The organism is Amycolatopsis sp. CA-161197, from assembly GCF_050942255.1.
In the GTDB taxonomy this organism is placed as follows: Bacteria; Actinomycetota; Actinomycetes; order Mycobacteriales; family Pseudonocardiaceae; genus Amycolatopsis.
Map to the genome: position 1 here is coordinate 2351885 of NZ_CP192059.1, position 15498 is coordinate 2367382.

A 15498-nucleotide genomic window follows, 5' to 3' on the forward strand; every position below is an offset into this window, starting at 1 on the left:
TGCGGCCAGCCTAGCGAGGCAGCGGAACCTCGGCCGTGACCACGGTCGGGCCGCCGGGCGGGCTCACCACCGTCAGCTCGCCGTCCACCGGCCGCAGCCGCTCCGCGATCCCGGCCAGCCCGCCGCCGGGCACCACCGCCGCGCCGCCCGGCCCGGGGTCGGCCACGGTCAGGCGCAGGACGCCGTCGTGCTCGTCGATCGTGACGGTGCAAGGCTTTCCGGAGTGTTTCGCCACGTTCGTCATCAGCTCCGCGGCGGCGAAGTACACCACCGCTTCCAGCGACGGCGGCGGCCGACGGTCCAGCCGCACGGACACCGTCGCGGCCATCCCGGCGGAAGTGGCCACAGTGGACAGTGCCACGTCGAGTCCCTTGTCCAAGGCCGCCGGGTGGATGCCGCGGGCGAGGTCGCGCAGCTCGACCAGCGCCTGCTTGGCGTTGCCGTGCGCGGCCTCGACGAGTGTGCGCACCTGGTCGAGGTCGACGGTGTCCGTGGCCAGCTCTTCCTTGGCCAGCCCCAGTTTCATCGCCATCGCGACGAGCTGCGCCTGGGCCCCGTCGTGCAGGTCGCGTTCGATACGCCGCAGCCGCTGCGCCGCGTCTTCGAGCGCCGTCGCCCGCGTCTCCTCCAGGAACCGCAGGCGCTGCAACAGCCCGGGCCCCGACAGCAGCAGCCGCCCGAGCCACCGGTCGAGGACCGCCAGTGCGTGAACGACCCACGGCACCGCGGCCAGCGCGAGCACACCGCCGACGGCCCACAGCACCGTGCCCGGCCACGTGCGGCTCACGATGTTGTAGACCGGCAGCACGTCGCGCGTGAAGAACCACAGCACCGGGTAGCTCGCCCCTGCGACACCGAACACCAGCAGCGACCCGGCCACGGCAAACCCCGCGAACGAGATCGGGACCCGGAGCACGAGGTACGCGCCCGCGCGCCACGCGTGCCGGTCGCCGAGCCGCGCGACCAGCCAGTGCCACAGCCCGGGCCGCAGCGCCACCGCCGCCGGCGCGCGCAGGGGAGCGTCGAGCAGGACTCCCGCCAGCCGCCGGTGCAGGCCGCCGGACAGCCGCATCCCCCGGACGACCGCCGCGAGCACCAGCAGCCCCAGCCCCAGTGGGCTCAACGCGACGCCGATTGCGAGCCCGGCGAGCACGACGACGAGCGCGCTCGGCGACAGCACGCCGGCCACCACCAGCCACGCCGCTTCCGCCCGGGTCTGCCGCAGCGGCCCGGGCCACCACCCGCGCCGCGGTGCGCGTGCGTCCGCGGCCCGAGAAGTCATGCCCCGGAGTCTGCCCGCCGCACGGCCGGCCGACCACCGGGTTCGCCCTGGACCGGGTGGGGGATTTCCCCCGCCCGGCCCGGAGCGTCAGTCTTCTTCGGGGCGCTGCCCGGGCTCAGGAGCGCGGTACTCGCGGGCGCTGGTCTCGTGGGCCGTGGTCTCTCGGGCACTGGTCTCTCGGGCACTGGTCTCCCGGGCACTGTCCTCCCGAGCGCGCTGCGACGCTTCCCGCATCTCGATCACGTCGGTGAGCCAGCTGCCGGTTTCGCGCGCGATGTCGCGCACGGCGCCGGTGATGATCGTCGCGATCGCCCCGATGTGGGTGGCCGCGGATTCCGTGAGCTCCTGCACCGTGTCCTTGCCGCTTTCGAACTGACCCACCATGTGAGGTTCCTCAGGCTGCTCGGAGTTGCCGGTCGGGATCCACCGTAACCTCCGGACCGCCCGAAGGCGTTCCGGGAAGCGCCAGCTTCACGATCTTCTTGGCCACCGACCACAGCTGTTTGCGCAGCGGCCCGGTGTTGTAGGGCAGGCCGTAGCGCTCGCAGATCTCGCGCACCTCGGCGGCGATCTGGGGGTAGCGCCGCGCCGGGAGGTCCGGGAACAGGTGGTGCTCGATCTGGTGCGAGAGGTTGCCCGAAAGGATGTGGAACAGCGGGCCGCCGGTGATGTTGGCCGAGCCGAGGATCTGGCGCAGGTACCACTGGCCGCGGGACTCGAAGTCGGTTTCTTCCTGGGTGAAGCTCTCCACGTCGGCGGGGAAGTGGCCGCAGAAGATGATCGCGAACGCCCACAGGTTGCGCACGAGGTTCGCGCTCGCGTTGCCTGCCAGCGTCAGCGGCGCGAGCGGACCGGTCAGCAGCGGGAAGAGCACGTAGTCCTTGCCGATCTGGCGCGCGGCCTTGCGCACGATCTTGCGCAGCACCGGCACGTTCTCGGCCCACGTGCGCTCGCCCTTGAAAACTCGCTCGATTTCGAGGTCGTGCAACATCACGCCCCACTGGAACATCAGGGCCAGCAGCGTCGCGTACACGGGGTTGCCGAGGTAGTACGGGTGCCACTTCTGGGCCGCGTCCATCCGCAGGATCCCGTAACCGATGTCACGGTCCTTGTCGAGGATGTTCGTGAACGTGTGGTGCAGGTAGTTGTGGGAGTGCCGCCAGTTCTCGGCGGGCGCGACGTTGTCCCACTCGAACCGCTGCGAGCTCAGCTCGGGGATGCGCGTCCAGTCGTACTGGCCGTGCATCACGTTGTGGCCGATCTCCATGTTGTCCAGGATCTTGGCCAGCGACAGCGCCGCGACGCCGGCGACCCACGCCGGCGGCAGGAAACCCGCGAACAGCAGCCCGCGCCCCGCGACCTCCAGCCCGCGCTGGGTCTTGATGATCGTGCGGATGTACTCGACGTCGGCCTCGCCGAGGTCGTCGACGACGCGCTGGCGCAGTGCGTCGAGCTCGCGGCCGAACTCCTCGATCTGTTCGGGCGTGAGGCGGTCCTGAAGTCCTGTCATGGCGTCCCTCCTAGGCGTTGATCTCGACGTCCCCGACCGGGACGCTGATGCAGAGCTGGATCTCTTCGTCCTCTTCGCCGGAGACCTCGCCGGTGCGGGCGTTGCGCACGCGCCCGGCGGTCTTCACCTGCGTGCAGGAGAAGCAGATGCCCATGCGGCACCCGTGCTCCGGCGACAGGCCGGCGTCCTCGGCCTGTTCCAGCAGCGGCTTGCCCGAGTTGGCGCATTCGCGGCCGCTGCGGGCGAACCGCACGGTCCCTTCGGCTGCCTCCGTGTCGAACGTCAGCGGCGGTGCCGTGAACTCTTCGGTGTGCAGTCGTTCACCGAGTCCTTCGGCCTCGAACAGTTCGCGCGCCGAGTCCATGAGCGGTTTCGGGCCGCAAAGGAACGTCTCGGCGTCGCGGAACCAGGGCGCGGCGTGGGCGAGGTGCTGCTTCGAGAAGAACCCGCGCAGGTCGCCGCCCCGGCCGTGGGTGTGCGCGTGGACGACCCGGAACCCGGGGTGGCGCTCGGCGAGCTCGGCCAGTTCGGCGCGGTAGAGCACGTCGTCGGCGGTGGTGGAGTAGTGCAGGAACACGACCTCGCCGCGGTGGCCTTCGGCGACGAGCCGGCGCGCCATCGCGAGCACCGGCGTGATGCCGCTGCCGCCGCTGACCAGCACGATCCGCTCCGGTCGCGGCGAAGGCAGCGTGAACTCGCCGTCCGCTGCCGACAGCCCGAAAACCGTGCCGACGCGGGTGGTGGCGTGCAGGTGCCGCGACACCAGTCCCTGCGGGTCGGCCTTCACGGTGAAGTCGAGGTCGCCGCCGCTCGGCCCGCACGGCGAGTAGCAGCGGGTGCGCCGGACGCCGTCGATCTCCACGGTCAGGCGCACGTACTGCCCGGCCTCGAAACCCCGCCACGCGCGGCTCGGCCGGACGGTGAACGTGACCGTGTCCGGCGTCTGGTGCCGGACGGCGACGACGCGGCCGCGGATCTCGCGGCGGACCAGCATCGGGTCGAGCAGTTCCAGGTAGCGGTCGGCACCGTGCGGGGTGAGCAGGGCCTCGGCGAGCGAGGCGAGCCCGCGCAGGCGCTGCGGGAGCAGTGCGGTCATCACGCCCTCCGGATTTGAGTGCACATCTGTACACTCACTAGTGTGGGGGCACGGCCCGGGTGGCTGTCAACGCGGGAGCGAGGTGATGTGACGTGGACCATGCCGAAGGCGTCAGTACGCTGCCGGACGTGTCCGAAGCGGAGATGCCGGCGTCGGTGAGCCGGCAGGAGCGCAAGCAGCGCACCCGCCAGGCATTGCTCGACGCGGCTCTGGAGCTGCTCGCCGACCGCGGGTTCGGCAGCCTGTCGCTGCGTGAGGTCACCAAGCGCGCGGGCATCGTGCCCACCGCGTTCTACCGGCACTTCGCCTCGATGGACGAGCTCGGCGTCGCCCTGGTCGAGGAGACCACGCGCACGCTGCGCGGCATGATCCGCTCGGCGCGCACCGAGCCGGTGAGCCACCGCGGCATGATCGACGCGTCCGTGCGCACGCTGTACGAACACGTGCGCGCGCACGAGGACCACTTCCGCTTCGTCACGCGCGAGCGCTACGCCGGCACCGGCCCGGTGTCGCGCGCCATCGGCGTGGAACTGCGGCTGTTCTCCAGTGACCTGGCCATCGACCTCGCCCGGTTCGACCACCTGCGCGAGTGGCCCACCGAAGACCTCCACGCGCTGGCCGACCTGATCGTCACCGCCATGCTCGCCACGGTCGTCGACCTGCTCGAGGTCCGCCACGGCGACCGCGAAGCCGACGAACGCACGTTGGAGCTGGCCCGCAAGCGCCTGCGGATGATCCTCGTGGGCGTGCCCCACTGGCGCCCGTCCGCCTAGGCGCGCTTGAGCGCGGAAGGGCGGTTCTAAGCGGCGGCGTCGGTGCCCTCCGCCGCCGATTTCGCCCTCGCGACGCCCTTCTCGATCTCCCGGCGCCACGCCGCGGGGTCGCGCCGCAGCTTCGCCCGGCGCAGGCGGATCGCGCTGATCGCCGGGGTCAGCAGGCGGTCGGCCGCGAAAGCGTGGGGCAGGCCCAGCTCGTCGGCGACGGCGTGGCCGTGGAAGCGGCGCGTCAACGCGTACATCGCCTGCAAACCCATGCCTCGGGGCAGGGACAAGACGTCGTTCAGCTGTCCGGCGATCGCCCGGCAGGTGGCGAACGCCAGCTCCGACGACTCGGGGATCGCCGGGCCGGTGACCGCCTGCAGCAGATCGGCGACGCGCCGGGCGTCGTCGTGGGACGAGATGCCTTCGACGAGCCGCGGGCTCACGCCGAGCAGGTGACCGACGTACCACCAGTACCGGTAGAGCGAGGCCAGCTCGTTCGACGTGCAGCCGAACCCCATGGCCTGCTCGGCGGTGTAGGAGGTCAGCGTGAAGTCCATCCACGTCCTCGCCAGGTCGATCTGGTTGATCGGCACACCGTCGGCGGCCTCGTCGTACCCGCGGTTTCGCGCCAGCCGGCGCATGTGGGCGTGCAGCATCCGGACCTGGATCGTCGCGACGTATCCGGGGTTTCCCCGCCGCAACGCGCCGGGCAGCAGTGCGGTGGCGATCCATTTCCCCGTCTCGGCGAGCCGGCGCGGAGCGCTCTCGATCAGCTTGCCCGTCGTCGCGAGAACCTTCGAGATCGACGGTGACTCGTACACGTGCACGAGCGAGCCCGCGCTCAGCGACAGGATGTGGACGGGCGCCGGTGAGCTGAAGTGGGGCAGCGACGCCTCGTCCAGCAGCGCGTCGTCCACGTAGTCGGGCAGGGTCTCGGTCTCGCGCAGCAGCGCCGCGACGGCCGGCGGCGGATCGGTCAACGACGCGAGGCCGTGGCCGAGCCCTTCGGTGAGCGCGAGGTTCACCGCGCGTCCGTGCTCGTGGATCTCGTCGACGACGGCGTCGGCCAGCGGGTCGCCGGTGGTCAGCGCCCAGCCGACCAGGTCGGCCCGGGCTTCGCCGAACTGGGCCACGATGCTCGAACGCCTGCTCCGCGTGGTCGGCCAGCTCTCCGGCATCTCCCACCCTCCCCATAAATAGACAGCTGCCAATTTACGGCTAAATTGACAGCTGTCAAGGCTCGGCCGTACGGTCGTCGGCGTGAGATCGCCGGGACGTCCGAAGGCGGGCACCGAACCCGCGACCGATGACCGGGTCCTGACCGCGGCGATCAAGGCGTTCGCGCGGCGGGGCTACGACGGCGTGTCCATCCGGACCCTCAGCCGTGAACTGGGCGTGAGCCACAACACGATTCCGCAGCGCTTCGGCAGCAAGGAAAAGCTCTGGTACGCCGCCGTCGACCGGGCGTTCGGCCGGATCGTCGACGATCTCGCCGAGGTGACCGGCGACGAAGCCGCCGACCCGATAGAGCTGATCCACGCGGGCATCGTGCGCTTCATCCAGGTGGCCGCGAGAGCACCCGAACTGCACGGGCTGATCACCGTCGAGTCGGCCAACAACAGCGAGCGCCTCGACTACATCTTCGACACCTACATCAGCCCGGCCGTGGCACCGCTGGCCCGCGCGCTCGAGACGCTCGCCGCGGCCGGCCGGATCCGCCCGACGCCGTTGCGGACGTTCTACTTCCTCATCGCCACCGGCGGCGCCGGTCCGTTCGCGCTGGCTCCGCTGGCCGGCCGGTTCGCCGGCGAGGCCGGCCCGGTCGACGAGCACGCCCGGCTGGTCGCGGACATCCTCACGGCCGGCATCCGGTCGCCGTCCCCGCTCGGGTCGTAGGCCGAGAGCTACGATTCCGTTGACCCGCCTGCTCTTCGGCGGGCGAGGTCGTGGAGGAATGCTGTGGACACCGGGTCGGACGTGCGTGCGGAGTTCAGCGACCCGGCGGAGAACCTGGCGTTCGACGAGGCGCTGCTGCGGGAAGGACCGGCCGCGCCGGTGCTGTGGCTGTGGCGCAACCCGGTGAGCGTGGTCGTCGGCCGCGGGCAGAAGGTGGCGCGCGAGGTGCGCGTGGCCGAGTGCGAGCGCGACGGCGTGCCGGTGCTGCGCCGCGCCAGCGGTGGCGGCACCGTGTTCCACGACCCGGGCAACCTCAACGTCACGCTCGTGCTCCCCGGCCCGGCCGACCGGCCGCTGGAAATGCTCGGGCTCGTGATGTCGGCGGCCGTCGAGAAGCTCGGCCTGCCACCGCGCCTCGGCGAGCGCGGCCTGTTCATCGGCGACGCGAAGCTGTGCGGGTTCGCGGTGTTCCGGACCAAGAACGGACTGCTGGCCCACTCGACGCTGCTGATCGACACCGACGCCGCGCGCGTCGGCGCCTACCTCACGGGCCCCCCGCCGGACCCGAAGCCACTCGACTCGCACCGCAGCAAAGTCGCATCACTGGCCGACCACGGCGTGCACCCGTCGGACGGCGAGGCGGAGTCGGTGGTGCGCGCCGCCGCCGCGGGCCTGCTCGGCCCCCTCGTGCCGCGCCCGCCCTCGGCCGCGGAACTCGACCGCCAGCGCGCACTACTGGACACGCGCTACCACTACGACGGCTGGCACACCGACGGAAAACAGCGCCGCTGAGCGGTACTCGCCTGCGGAAAACCGCGCGGATGAGGGCTAGTTGCCGGCGAAATCAGTGCTGGTGAGCGCTACTCGCCCGCGGAGAACAACGCCGCCGCGCGCCGCTCGCCCGCGGAGAACAACGCAGGTGACCAGTATTTCGCATGCGGAGAACAGCGCCGCTGAGCGCCTTTTGCCCGCGGGCATCAGCGTAGGTGAGTGCTACGCGCCTGCGGCGAACAGCAGCGGTGAAGGCCGGCTTGCCGGCTAAAGCTTTACCGGTGAGCGCTACTCGCCTGCGGCGAACCGCGCTGGTGACGGCTAGTTGCCGGCGAAACAGTGCCAGCGAGCGCTGCTTGCCCGCGGAGAACCACGCGGGTGAGCGCTACTTTGTCCGCGAAGAGCAATGCGGGGGAGTGCTGCTTGCCCGCGGAGAACAGGGCGGATGAGTGCTGTTTCGCCGGCGGAGAACAGTGGCGGGGGACGCCTGCTGCCGGCTAAAGCAGTGCCGGTGAGCTACTCGCCCGCGGAGAAGGTGACGGCGGGGATCTTCTTCACCGGACGTCGGGCCGGCTTCGGTTCAGTGGTCTTCACCACGTTTTTCGGTTCCGCGGCCGCGCTTTTCGCCGGTTTCTTGGCCTGCGCGGTCTTCGGCGCCGGTTCGGCCTGCGTGGCCGGCCGGGCGGTCGTCTTGGCTGCTGCCGCGGTGCGCTTGGCGGGCTTGGCGGGTTGGGGCTTCGCCGGAACTTCCTGTGGTGCCACGGCTTTCGCACCCGCGACCAATCGCGGCCGCTGCTTGCGGCCGCCCGTGCGGCGGCCGTTCGCGACGTACGGGTCGAAGATTTCCCGCAGTGCGGCGGCGTTGGGGGCGGAGAGGTCGATCTCGTAGTCGAGCCCGTCGAGGCCGAAGCCCACCGTCTCGGCGGCGGGTTCGCCGGTGAGATCGTCCAACACGTGGACGGCGGTGTTCTTGGCCATGCGAAAGCCCTCCGTGCTCGATCGTGGTCGTGCGTGCAATCGGCACGGCGACGACCCGGTCACCCGGTGTCGCCGATTTCTTGCAGCTCGCGGAAGAGACTAGCGGCTGGCTTGCGTGAAGCCGCGCGGTGGTGTGCGCTGAACCCATGTCAGGACAGACTTTCGACGTCGTGGTGATCGGGGCCGGCCCGGTCGGTGAGGTCGCCGCGGAACGAGCCGCCATGGGCGGGTTCAAGGTGGCGCTCATCGAGCACGAGTTGTTCGGCGGTGAGTGTTCGTATTGGGCGTGCGTGCCGAGCAAGGCGTTGCTGCGCCCGGGGAACCTGCTCGCCGCGGCCAAGCGCATGCCGGGGGTGGTGGTCGGCGACGCGCTCGACCCGGCGCAGGTGCTCGCCCGCCGGGACTCGTTCATCGGCCGCGGTGACCCGCAGGGGCAGGATCACGGCCAGGTGGACTGGGCGCGCGGGGTCGGCGTCGAGCCGATCCGCGGCCACGCACGGATTTCCGGTGAACGGGAGGTGACGCTGTCCGACGGGCAGGTGCTCACCGCGCGCCACGGCGTGATCGTCTGCACCGGCAGCGTGCCGAACACTCCGCCGATCCCCGGCCTCGACACGATCAAGCCGTGGGGTTCGCGTGAAGCGACTTCGTCGTCGGCCGTGCCCGCGCGGCTCGGCGTGCTGGGTGGTGGCGTCGTCGGCGTGGAGATGGCGCAGGCGTGGGCGCGCCTGGGGGCGCAGGTGCACTTGATCATCACGAGCAAGCGCCCGCTGCCGCGGCTGCCGGAGTTCGCGGGCGACCTGGTGCTCGCGGGCCTGCGCGCCGACGGTGTGATCGTGCACACCGGCTCGGGTATCGACGAGGTGTCCGCTGTGGACGGCGGCGGCGCCTCGCTCAAGCTCACCGGCGGCGAAGACCTGGTGGTCGACGAGCTGCTGGTGGCCACGGGCCGTGTGCCGGCGACCGGCAGCGTCGGGCTCGAGGTCCTCGGCCTGCCCACGCACGGCCCGCTCGAGGTCGACGAGAGCGGCCGCGTGTCCGCCGTGGACGGTGGCTGGCTCTACGCGGCGGGCGACGTCACCGGCCGCGCGCTGCTGACCCACCAGGGCAAGTACGGCGCCCGCGTGACCGGCGACAGCGTCGCCGCGCGCGGACGCGGTGAGGACATCTCCACCGCGCCGTGGAGCCGCTTCAGCGCGACCGCCGACCACCACGCCGTGCCGCAGGTCATCTTCACCGACCCGGAGGTGGCGTCCGTCGGCCTCACCGAGGCCCGCGAGGGCTCGGCCGACCGCGTCGTCGACATCGACATCGCGGTCGCCGGCTCGGCCCTGTTCGCCGACGGCTACACCGGCAAGGCCCGCATGGTCGTCGACACCGATCGCGGCGTGATCCTCGGCCTCACCTTCGTCGGCCCGGACGTCGCGGAGATGCTGCACTCCGCCACGATCGCCGTGGTGGGCGAAGTGCCCCTCGACCGCCTGTGGCACGCGGTCCCCGCGTTCCCGACCATCAGCGAAGTCTGGCTGCGGCTGCTGGAGGCTTACGGCCTGTAGGAAGCTCCGGAAGACGGCGGGTCCTCGGTGGTTGCCGGGGACCCGCCGTTTTTTCGAGCCTCAGGCGGGCATGGTGAGCGCGAGGGCACCCTGGGCGGCGCGGGTGAGGCCGGGGTCGTCCGGAGTGGACGGACCGGACTGCCATACGACCTGCACCAGCCGCACACCGGTGCCGTCGAGTTTGCTGGCGTAGGCGGCACTGTCGAACTGCGGGGGCGGGCCCGGCCATTTGCCGGTCTCGGTGGCGACGTCGAGGATGCCGCCGCCGCCCGGGGTGTCGGCGACCTGTTTGAAGTGCGTGGCCTGCGCGGCGTCGGGGAACCGGACCACGGCCATCGTCACCGCGGCGGCGCGCCCGTCGACCAGCGCCGTGTAGCTGGCGCGGCTGACCGCGGAGCAGCTCGTCTGCTGCAGGCTGGCTTGCACGTCGCCGAACGCGTGCGACGCGCACCGCTGGTCGGAACTGCTCGCCCGCGGCTCGAACGACAGGCTCGGCGCCGCACTGCTCGCCGGCGCACTGCTCACGACCGCCGGCGGCGGCGCCGGACGCGCGCTCGAACTCGATGCCGGCGCGGCCTCGCCACCCCCGCCACCGCCGGTCGCCGCCACGACGATCGCCGTCACCAGCAGGATCGCCAGCAACCCGATCGCGGCCACCGGCACCCACCGCACGGTCCGCGACTGCTCCTTCTCCCGCGGCGGCGCACCGCCCCCCGCCGGCACCTCCACCGACCCAGCCGCCGCCGGCGCCGACGACACCGCCCGCGGCACCGTCCCTCCGCCCGCGGCCGCCGCCGCACCCTGCCGACCCGCCGACGCGGGCGCCTTGCCACCCGGCCCGGCATTGACCCCGGCACCGGGCGCCTTGCCATTGGGCCCGGCATTGGCGCCGGCAACGGGCGGCTTGCCATTGGGCCCGGCATTGATGCCGGCAACGGGCGACTTGCCACCAGGTGTGGCATTGACACCGGCGGGGGACTTGCCACCGGCGCTGGCGTTGGCGCCGAGCACGGGCGACTTGCCGGCCGGCCCGGCATTGGCGCCGGCAGCAGGCAACTTGCCACCAGGTCCGGCATTGGCGCCGAAGACGGCAGGTTTGCCACCAGGACCGCCCGCGGGCTTTCCACCAGCGGCGACAGGAGGTTGTCCAGCCGAAGCGTCAGGCGGATTGCCACCAGCCGACGAAGAAGGCGTTCCACCAGAAGCGAGGGGCAGGTTTCCGGCAGGAGCGACAGTCGGCTTTCCACCGCGCGTGGGCGTGCCGCCCGGCCCGCCGTTGCCATTCCCCGGCGCAACCGGGCTCGGTGCAGGCATCGCCCGCTGCTCGCGCTGCTTGGGCCCACCCTGCTTCGGAGAAGTCATCTTCTCCGTTGCCGCCGACTCCAGCGAACCACCCCGGCCACCGCCCGAAGTGGACGGACCGTTGCCCTCCGCGCCGGGGAAGTTCGGCGCGGCAGTCGACTCGGTCGGCCCGTCGGCGAGGGGAATTGCCTGCTCGGGCTCGGTGGTCGAGTCCACGGTCGCCGAAACAGCCGCACTGGGGAAGCGTGGGTCGGCCGGCGAACCAGCCGTTCCCGCCGCACTGGGGAAGACCGGGTCGGCCGGGGAGTCGGCCGCTCCCGCCGCACCGGGGGAAGGCGGATCGGCCGGGGAAGTAGCCGTACTGGGGATGGTTGGCCCGCCAGCCGAACCGACCGCCGGGTCAGCCGCACCCGCCGTACCGGGGAAGCGTGGGTCGGCCGGCGAAGCAGCCGTACTGGGGACGATCGGGCTGCCAGCCGTACCGCCCGCCGCGGCAGCCGCACCTGCAGTACCGGGGAAGCTCGGCGCGGCCGTCGACTCCGTCGGAGCATCGGCAAGGTGGATCGCGGGCTCGCCGCCGGTGGTTTCCCCGGCGGCCGGGGGGACGGCCGCCGAGGAAGACTGAGCGGGGAAGGGCGAAGCGGCCGAAGTGGACGAACCCGGTGCCGCCGTCGATTCGGTGGGTGCGGTGGCGAGGTGGCCGGCCTGCTCGGGAACCGCGGCCGGGGAAGTGGCCGAAGTGGACGAACCCGGGAAAGCCGGCGCCTCGGCCGGCACGCCGGCGAGGGAAGGCGCCGCGACGTGCGGCACAGGCCGGGTGGTCGGGATGACCGGCGGGGGCGGCGGCACCGACGTGATGCGCGCCCGCTGCGCAGGCTTCGAGGCACCAGAAGGGGAAACACGGGTAGCAGGAGCAGGAACGACCGGAACCGGCGGATCATCCGTGTACCGGACGAACCCCTCGCCCAGCAGCACCTCGTCCGACATCTCCGGCGCGTCCGGCGCCAGCGCGCCGATCAGCGCCCGCGCCTGGTCCAGCGACCGCGGGCTCCGCGCCGTCGCCAGGGAGACGGTCGCAGCCAGCATGGTCGTCGGCGTCGGGTGGAGTACGCGCACGGGCCCGGCGAGGTCCGCGGGTGGCTGGTCGACCGTCTCGACGTACGGCCCCACCGCCACGATCGTGCCCACCGGGCCGGAACCCGGCGCCAGCTCGGCGATGCGGCGTTCGCACTCGGCCGAGAGGTCCAGGGCTTCCGTGGCGGGGTTGACGGCGTCGTCACCGTGGACCAGCGGCCAGCCGTCGGCCTTCCACGGGCCGCCGAGTGGCGCTTCGAGGCGCAGCGCGGGGTCGGGGAGGTCGACGCCGATCACGATGAGCACACCCTTCGGCAGCACCACCACGGCCTCGACGGCACGCTCGCCGCCGGCCGGGCGGGCGCCGATCAGGGCCACGCCACCGATCACGGTGCTGCCGCGGCCGAGGGAGGCCAGCGCCGCCCGCACATCCTCGGCGACGCGCGACGGCTGCTGCCCGAGGCGGACCAGTCGCACCGAAACCCTCCTCACCTCGTCCGTTTCGCGGCCCACGCTAGCGTGCCGACCCCGCAGATCCGTGCTGGACGCGGACGCGTCGGCGAGCCTCCCTCCTCAAGGGGGATTCCCGCGCGACTTGTGGTGTTCGTGTGGCCAAACGGCACGGTTGGGGTGCAGAATGTGCTACACAGATCGGGAATGGCACAGCGGGGAGTGATACGGAGCCCACAAGCCGAAGTGAAGCTCGAGAGGCCGTAGGGGAAGACGTCCCTCGTCGAGCAAGCGGAGGTCAGCAGTGAGCACCCGTGGCAACACCCGAGGTGTGGTGTACGTCCACTCGTCGCCGTCTGCGGTGTGTCCGCACGTCGAGTGGGCTATTTCGGGCACCCTCGGAGCCCGAGTCGAGCTGAAGTGGACGGCGCAGCCCGCCAGTCCCGGACAGCTGCGTGCCGAGTGCGGCTGGCGCGCGCCTTCCGGTACCGCGGCCAAGCTGGCCTCGGCGCTCAAGGCGTGGCCGATGCTGCGCTTCGAGGTCACCGAGGAACCCAGCGCCGGCGTCGACGGTGAACGGTTCTGTTTCGCGCCCGGACTGGGCCTGTGGCACGGCCGGACCAGCGCCAACGGCGACATCGTCGTGGGCGAGGACCAGCTGCGCGCCCTCGTGAGCATGACCCGTGGCGGGGAGTCGCTGGCGCACAAGCTGGACGAGCTGCTCGCGGCGAGCTGGGACGAGGCGCTCGAGCCCTACCGCCACGCCGGCGACGGCGCTCCCGTCACGTGGCTGCACCAGGTCGGGTGACACCCGGGGGCGGGTGGGTACCCTCTCGGGGGTGACCGCCCGTCCGCCCGCACCCGCCCGCCAGCGGTGGCTGGTACCCGTCCTCGTCGTGGTGTTGTCGATCACCGTCGGCGGTGGCCTGCTCGCGCGCGAGCTGTACCGCCGCCCGGTCGTCGACACCGGCGACTCCATCGCCCCGACGACGCCGACGTCGGTGGACAAGGAGGACCAGCCCGGCCCCGGTGACGTCAAGGTCACCGAGGACGCCGCCCGGCACCCGGACGACAACGCCGTACGCGCCGTGCTGCAGGAATACTTCGACGGCATCAACCACCACGACTACGACCAGTGGGCGCGCTCGGCCAGCAAGGGCCGGATCGAGCAGACCTCCCGCGCGCAGTGGACCAAGGACTACAAGTCCACGAAGGACGGCAGCATCCTGCTGTACCGCATCGAACCCGGCGCCGGTTCGTCGCTGCGGGTGCTCGTGGGCTTCACCAGCACGCAGTCGTCCAACGAGGCACCGGAAGCGCTCAGGGAGGGCTGCATCCACTGGCGCCTCGTGCTGCCGATGGTCCTCGAAGGCGGCGGCTACAAGATCGACACCGTCACCCCCGGGACCTTGCCCGAACAGGAAAAGTGCTGAACCACCCCGGTCCGGACAACGAATCAGGGCCCCTCCCACGACGGGAGGGGCCCTGATTCGTTGCGGTGGAACCGATCAGGCGGCCGGCGTGAACAGCAGGGCGGTGTTGTGGCCGCCGAAGCCGAACGAGTTGCTGAGCGCCGCGGTGAGCTCGACCTTGCGGTTCTCGCCCGACACGACGTCGAGCTGCACCTTCGGGTCGAGGTCGGTGAGGTTCAGCGTGGCGGGCACCACACCTTCGTAGATCGCGAGGATCGTGGCGATGCCCTCGACCGCGCCGGCACCGCCGACGAGGTGGCCGAGCGCGCCCTTCGGAGCGGTGACCACGGCGTGGTCGCCCACGGCCTTGAGGATCGCCGCCGCCTCGCCGATGTCACCGACCACAGTGGACGTCGCGTGCGCGTTCACGTGACCGATGTCGGCCGGGGACAGGCCGGCCATGCTCATGGCCGCCCGCATCGCCGCGATCTGCCCGATGCCTTCCGGGTGGTTGCCCGTGATGTGGTAGGCGTCGGACGTGATGCCGTAGCCGGCGAGCTTCGCGTAGACCCGCGCGCCGCGCTCCCGGGCGAGGTCGGCCCGCTCCAGCACGACCACCCCGGCGCCTTCGCCGAGCACGAAGCCGTCGCGGCTGGCGTCGAACGGCCGGGACGCGGCCGCCGGGTCGTCGTTGCGGGTCGACACCGTGCGCGCCTGGGCGAAGCCCGCGAGGGTGATCGGATGGATGCACGCCTCGGTGCCGCCGGCGACGACGACGTCGGCCCGGCCCGACCGGATCATCTCGTAGCCGGTGGCGATGCCCTCGGCGCCGGAGGCACAGGCCGAGGCGGGGGAGTGGACCCCCGCCCGCGCCTTGAGGTCGATGCTCACGTGCGCCGCCGGCCCGTTGGGCATCAGCATCGGCACGGTGAGCGGCGACACCTTGCGGAGCCCCTGCTGGTGCAACAGGTCGTTCTGGCTCAGCAGCGTCATCGGGCCACCGACACCGGTGCCGATCGACACGCCGAGGCGTTCCGGCTCGACGTCGGTGTGCTCGTCGGTCTGCTCGGCGAACCCCGCGTCGGCCCAGGCCTGGCGGGCGGCGATGATCGCCACCTGCTCGCACCGGTCCAGCCGGCGGGCCTGGACCCGCGGCAGGACTTCGGACGGATCGACGGCCAGCGTCGCCCCGATCTTCACGGGCAGGCCGAGTTCCTCGACCCAGTCCGCGGTCAGCGGGCGGATGCCGCTGCGGCCGGACAGCAGGCCGTCCCAGGTGGACGCGACGTCCCCGCCGAGGGGCGTCGTCGCCCCCATACCGGTGATCACGACGTCGATGTTGCTCATGGGAGTCTCCCCAAGGTCTCGGCTCCGGACCGGGGGGCTTCCCCGGCCCGGGTACGAAGAGGA

At 71.9% G+C, this 15498-nt stretch carries 13 protein-coding genes and 1 pseudogene; 6 read left to right on the forward strand and 8 right to left on the reverse strand.

Annotated elements, in window-relative coordinates:
- Positions 1-10: 10 nt before the first annotated feature.
- The 4 genes and pseudogenes from ACQPXB_RS11330 to ACQPXB_RS11345 form a co-directional block, all read right to left on the reverse strand.
- Entirely contained in the window at positions 11-1282 is a 1272-nt protein-coding gene (locus ACQPXB_RS11330; RefSeq protein ID WP_432851339.1) for a sensor histidine kinase, read from the reverse strand.
- Between the two features lie 201 nt (positions 1283-1483).
- Positions 1484-1666 (reverse strand): annotated as a pseudogene (locus ACQPXB_RS11335) (hypothetical protein); the annotation flags it as partial.
- Between the two features lie 10 nt (positions 1667-1676).
- Positions 1677-2792 (reverse strand): fatty acid desaturase family protein, encoded by a 1116-nt coding sequence (locus ACQPXB_RS11340; RefSeq protein ID WP_366581043.1) that lies wholly within the window; start codon positions 2790-2792, stop codon positions 1677-1679.
- A 10-nt stretch (positions 2793-2802) separates the two neighbouring features.
- Positions 2803-3888: a ferredoxin reductase gene (locus ACQPXB_RS11345; protein ID WP_432851342.1), complete on the reverse strand. Its 1086-nt coding sequence runs from the start codon at positions 3886-3888 to the stop codon at positions 2803-2805.
- 143 nt (positions 3889-4031) lie between these two features.
- Here ACQPXB_RS11345 and ACQPXB_RS11350 point away from each other — a divergent pair, with 143 nt between their 5' ends.
- Positions 4032-4661, forward strand: a complete 630-nt coding sequence (locus ACQPXB_RS11350) for a TetR family transcriptional regulator (RefSeq protein ID WP_432856534.1) — start codon at positions 4032-4034, stop codon at positions 4659-4661.
- A 26-nt stretch (positions 4662-4687) separates the two neighbouring features.
- Here ACQPXB_RS11350 and ACQPXB_RS11355 read toward each other — a convergent pair whose 3' ends face one another.
- On the reverse strand, positions 4688-5827 hold the full coding sequence (locus tag ACQPXB_RS11355; RefSeq protein ID WP_432851344.1) for an oxygenase MpaB family protein: 1140 nt from the start codon (positions 5825-5827) through the stop codon (positions 4688-4690).
- Between the two features lie 82 nt (positions 5828-5909).
- On the opposite strand from ACQPXB_RS11355, the gene ACQPXB_RS11360 reads away from it, so the two are divergent.
- Both ACQPXB_RS11360 and ACQPXB_RS11365 read left to right on the forward strand, forming a co-directional pair.
- Positions 5910-6545 carry a TetR/AcrR family transcriptional regulator gene (locus tag ACQPXB_RS11360; protein WP_432851346.1) on the forward strand — a complete coding sequence of 212 codons (636 nt, stop codon included), beginning with the start codon at positions 5910-5912 and terminating at the stop codon, positions 6543-6545.
- 63 nt (positions 6546-6608) lie between these two features.
- On the forward strand, positions 6609-7337 hold the full coding sequence (locus ACQPXB_RS11365; RefSeq protein WP_366581049.1) for a lipoate--protein ligase family protein: 729 nt from the start codon (positions 6609-6611) through the stop codon (positions 7335-7337).
- A gap of 495 nt (positions 7338-7832) precedes the next feature.
- Here ACQPXB_RS11365 and ACQPXB_RS11370 read toward each other — a convergent pair whose 3' ends face one another.
- Positions 7833-8294, reverse strand: coding sequence for a histone-like nucleoid-structuring protein Lsr2 (locus tag ACQPXB_RS11370; RefSeq protein ID WP_386948016.1), 462 nt, complete (start codon positions 8292-8294; stop codon positions 7833-7835).
- 146 nt (positions 8295-8440) lie between these two features.
- On the opposite strand from ACQPXB_RS11370, the gene ACQPXB_RS11375 reads away from it, so the two are divergent.
- Entirely contained in the window at positions 8441-9850 is a 1410-nt protein-coding gene (locus ACQPXB_RS11375) for a dihydrolipoyl dehydrogenase family protein (protein ID WP_366581053.1), read from the forward strand.
- A gap of 60 nt (positions 9851-9910) precedes the next feature.
- On the opposite strand, the gene ACQPXB_RS11380 is transcribed toward ACQPXB_RS11375, so the two are convergent.
- Positions 9911-12703 (reverse strand): hypothetical protein, encoded by a 2793-nt coding sequence (locus tag ACQPXB_RS11380; protein ID WP_432851349.1) that lies wholly within the window; start codon positions 12701-12703, stop codon positions 9911-9913.
- Between the two features lie 277 nt (positions 12704-12980).
- On the opposite strand from ACQPXB_RS11380, the gene ACQPXB_RS11385 reads away from it, so the two are divergent.
- Positions 12981-13484, forward strand: a complete 504-nt coding sequence (locus ACQPXB_RS11385; protein WP_366581057.1) for a DUF3145 domain-containing protein — start codon at positions 12981-12983, stop codon at positions 13482-13484.
- Positions 13485-13515: 31 nt separating this feature from the next.
- A complete protein-coding gene (locus tag ACQPXB_RS11390; protein ID WP_432851351.1) occupies positions 13516-14109 on the forward strand; it encodes a hypothetical protein in 594 nt (197 codons plus the stop codon).
- Between the two features lie 75 nt (positions 14110-14184).
- Here the strand turns inward: ACQPXB_RS11390 and ACQPXB_RS11395 are convergent, their stop codons facing one another.
- Complete coding sequence (locus tag ACQPXB_RS11395; RefSeq protein WP_366581060.1) at positions 14185-15435, reverse strand: beta-ketoacyl-[acyl-carrier-protein] synthase family protein; 1251 nt, start codon at positions 15433-15435, stop codon at positions 14185-14187.
- Positions 15436-15498 lie beyond the last annotated feature (63 nt).

Bases quoted from the DNA above. Each gene is read 5' to 3' on its own strand.
- ACQPXB_RS11330 (WP_432851339.1), bottom strand. From the start codon at position 1,282: ATGACTTCTCGGGCCGCGGACGCACGCGCACCGCGGCGCGGGTGGTGG.
- ACQPXB_RS11340 (WP_366581043.1), bottom strand. From the start codon at position 2,792: ATGACAGGACTTCAGGACCGCCTCACGCCCGAACAGATCGAGGAGTTC.
- ACQPXB_RS11345 (WP_432851342.1), bottom strand. From the start codon at position 3,888: ATGACCGCACTGCTCCCGCAGCGCCTGCGCGGGCTCGCCTCGCTCGCC.
- ACQPXB_RS11350 (WP_432856534.1), top strand. From the start codon at position 4,032: ATGCCGGCGTCGGTGAGCCGGCAGGAGCGCAAGCAGCGCACCCGCCAG.
- ACQPXB_RS11355 (WP_432851344.1), bottom strand. From the start codon at position 5,827: ATGCCGGAGAGCTGGCCGACCACGCGGAGCAGGCGTTCGAGCATCGTG.
- ACQPXB_RS11370 (WP_386948016.1), bottom strand. From the start codon at position 8,294: ATGGCCAAGAACACCGCCGTCCACGTGTTGGACGATCTCACCGGCGAA.
- ACQPXB_RS11375 (WP_366581053.1), top strand. From the start codon at position 8,441: ATGTCAGGACAGACTTTCGACGTCGTGGTGATCGGGGCCGGCCCGGTC.
- ACQPXB_RS11395 (WP_366581060.1), bottom strand. From the start codon at position 15,435: ATGAGCAACATCGACGTCGTGATCACCGGTATGGGGGCGACGACGCCC.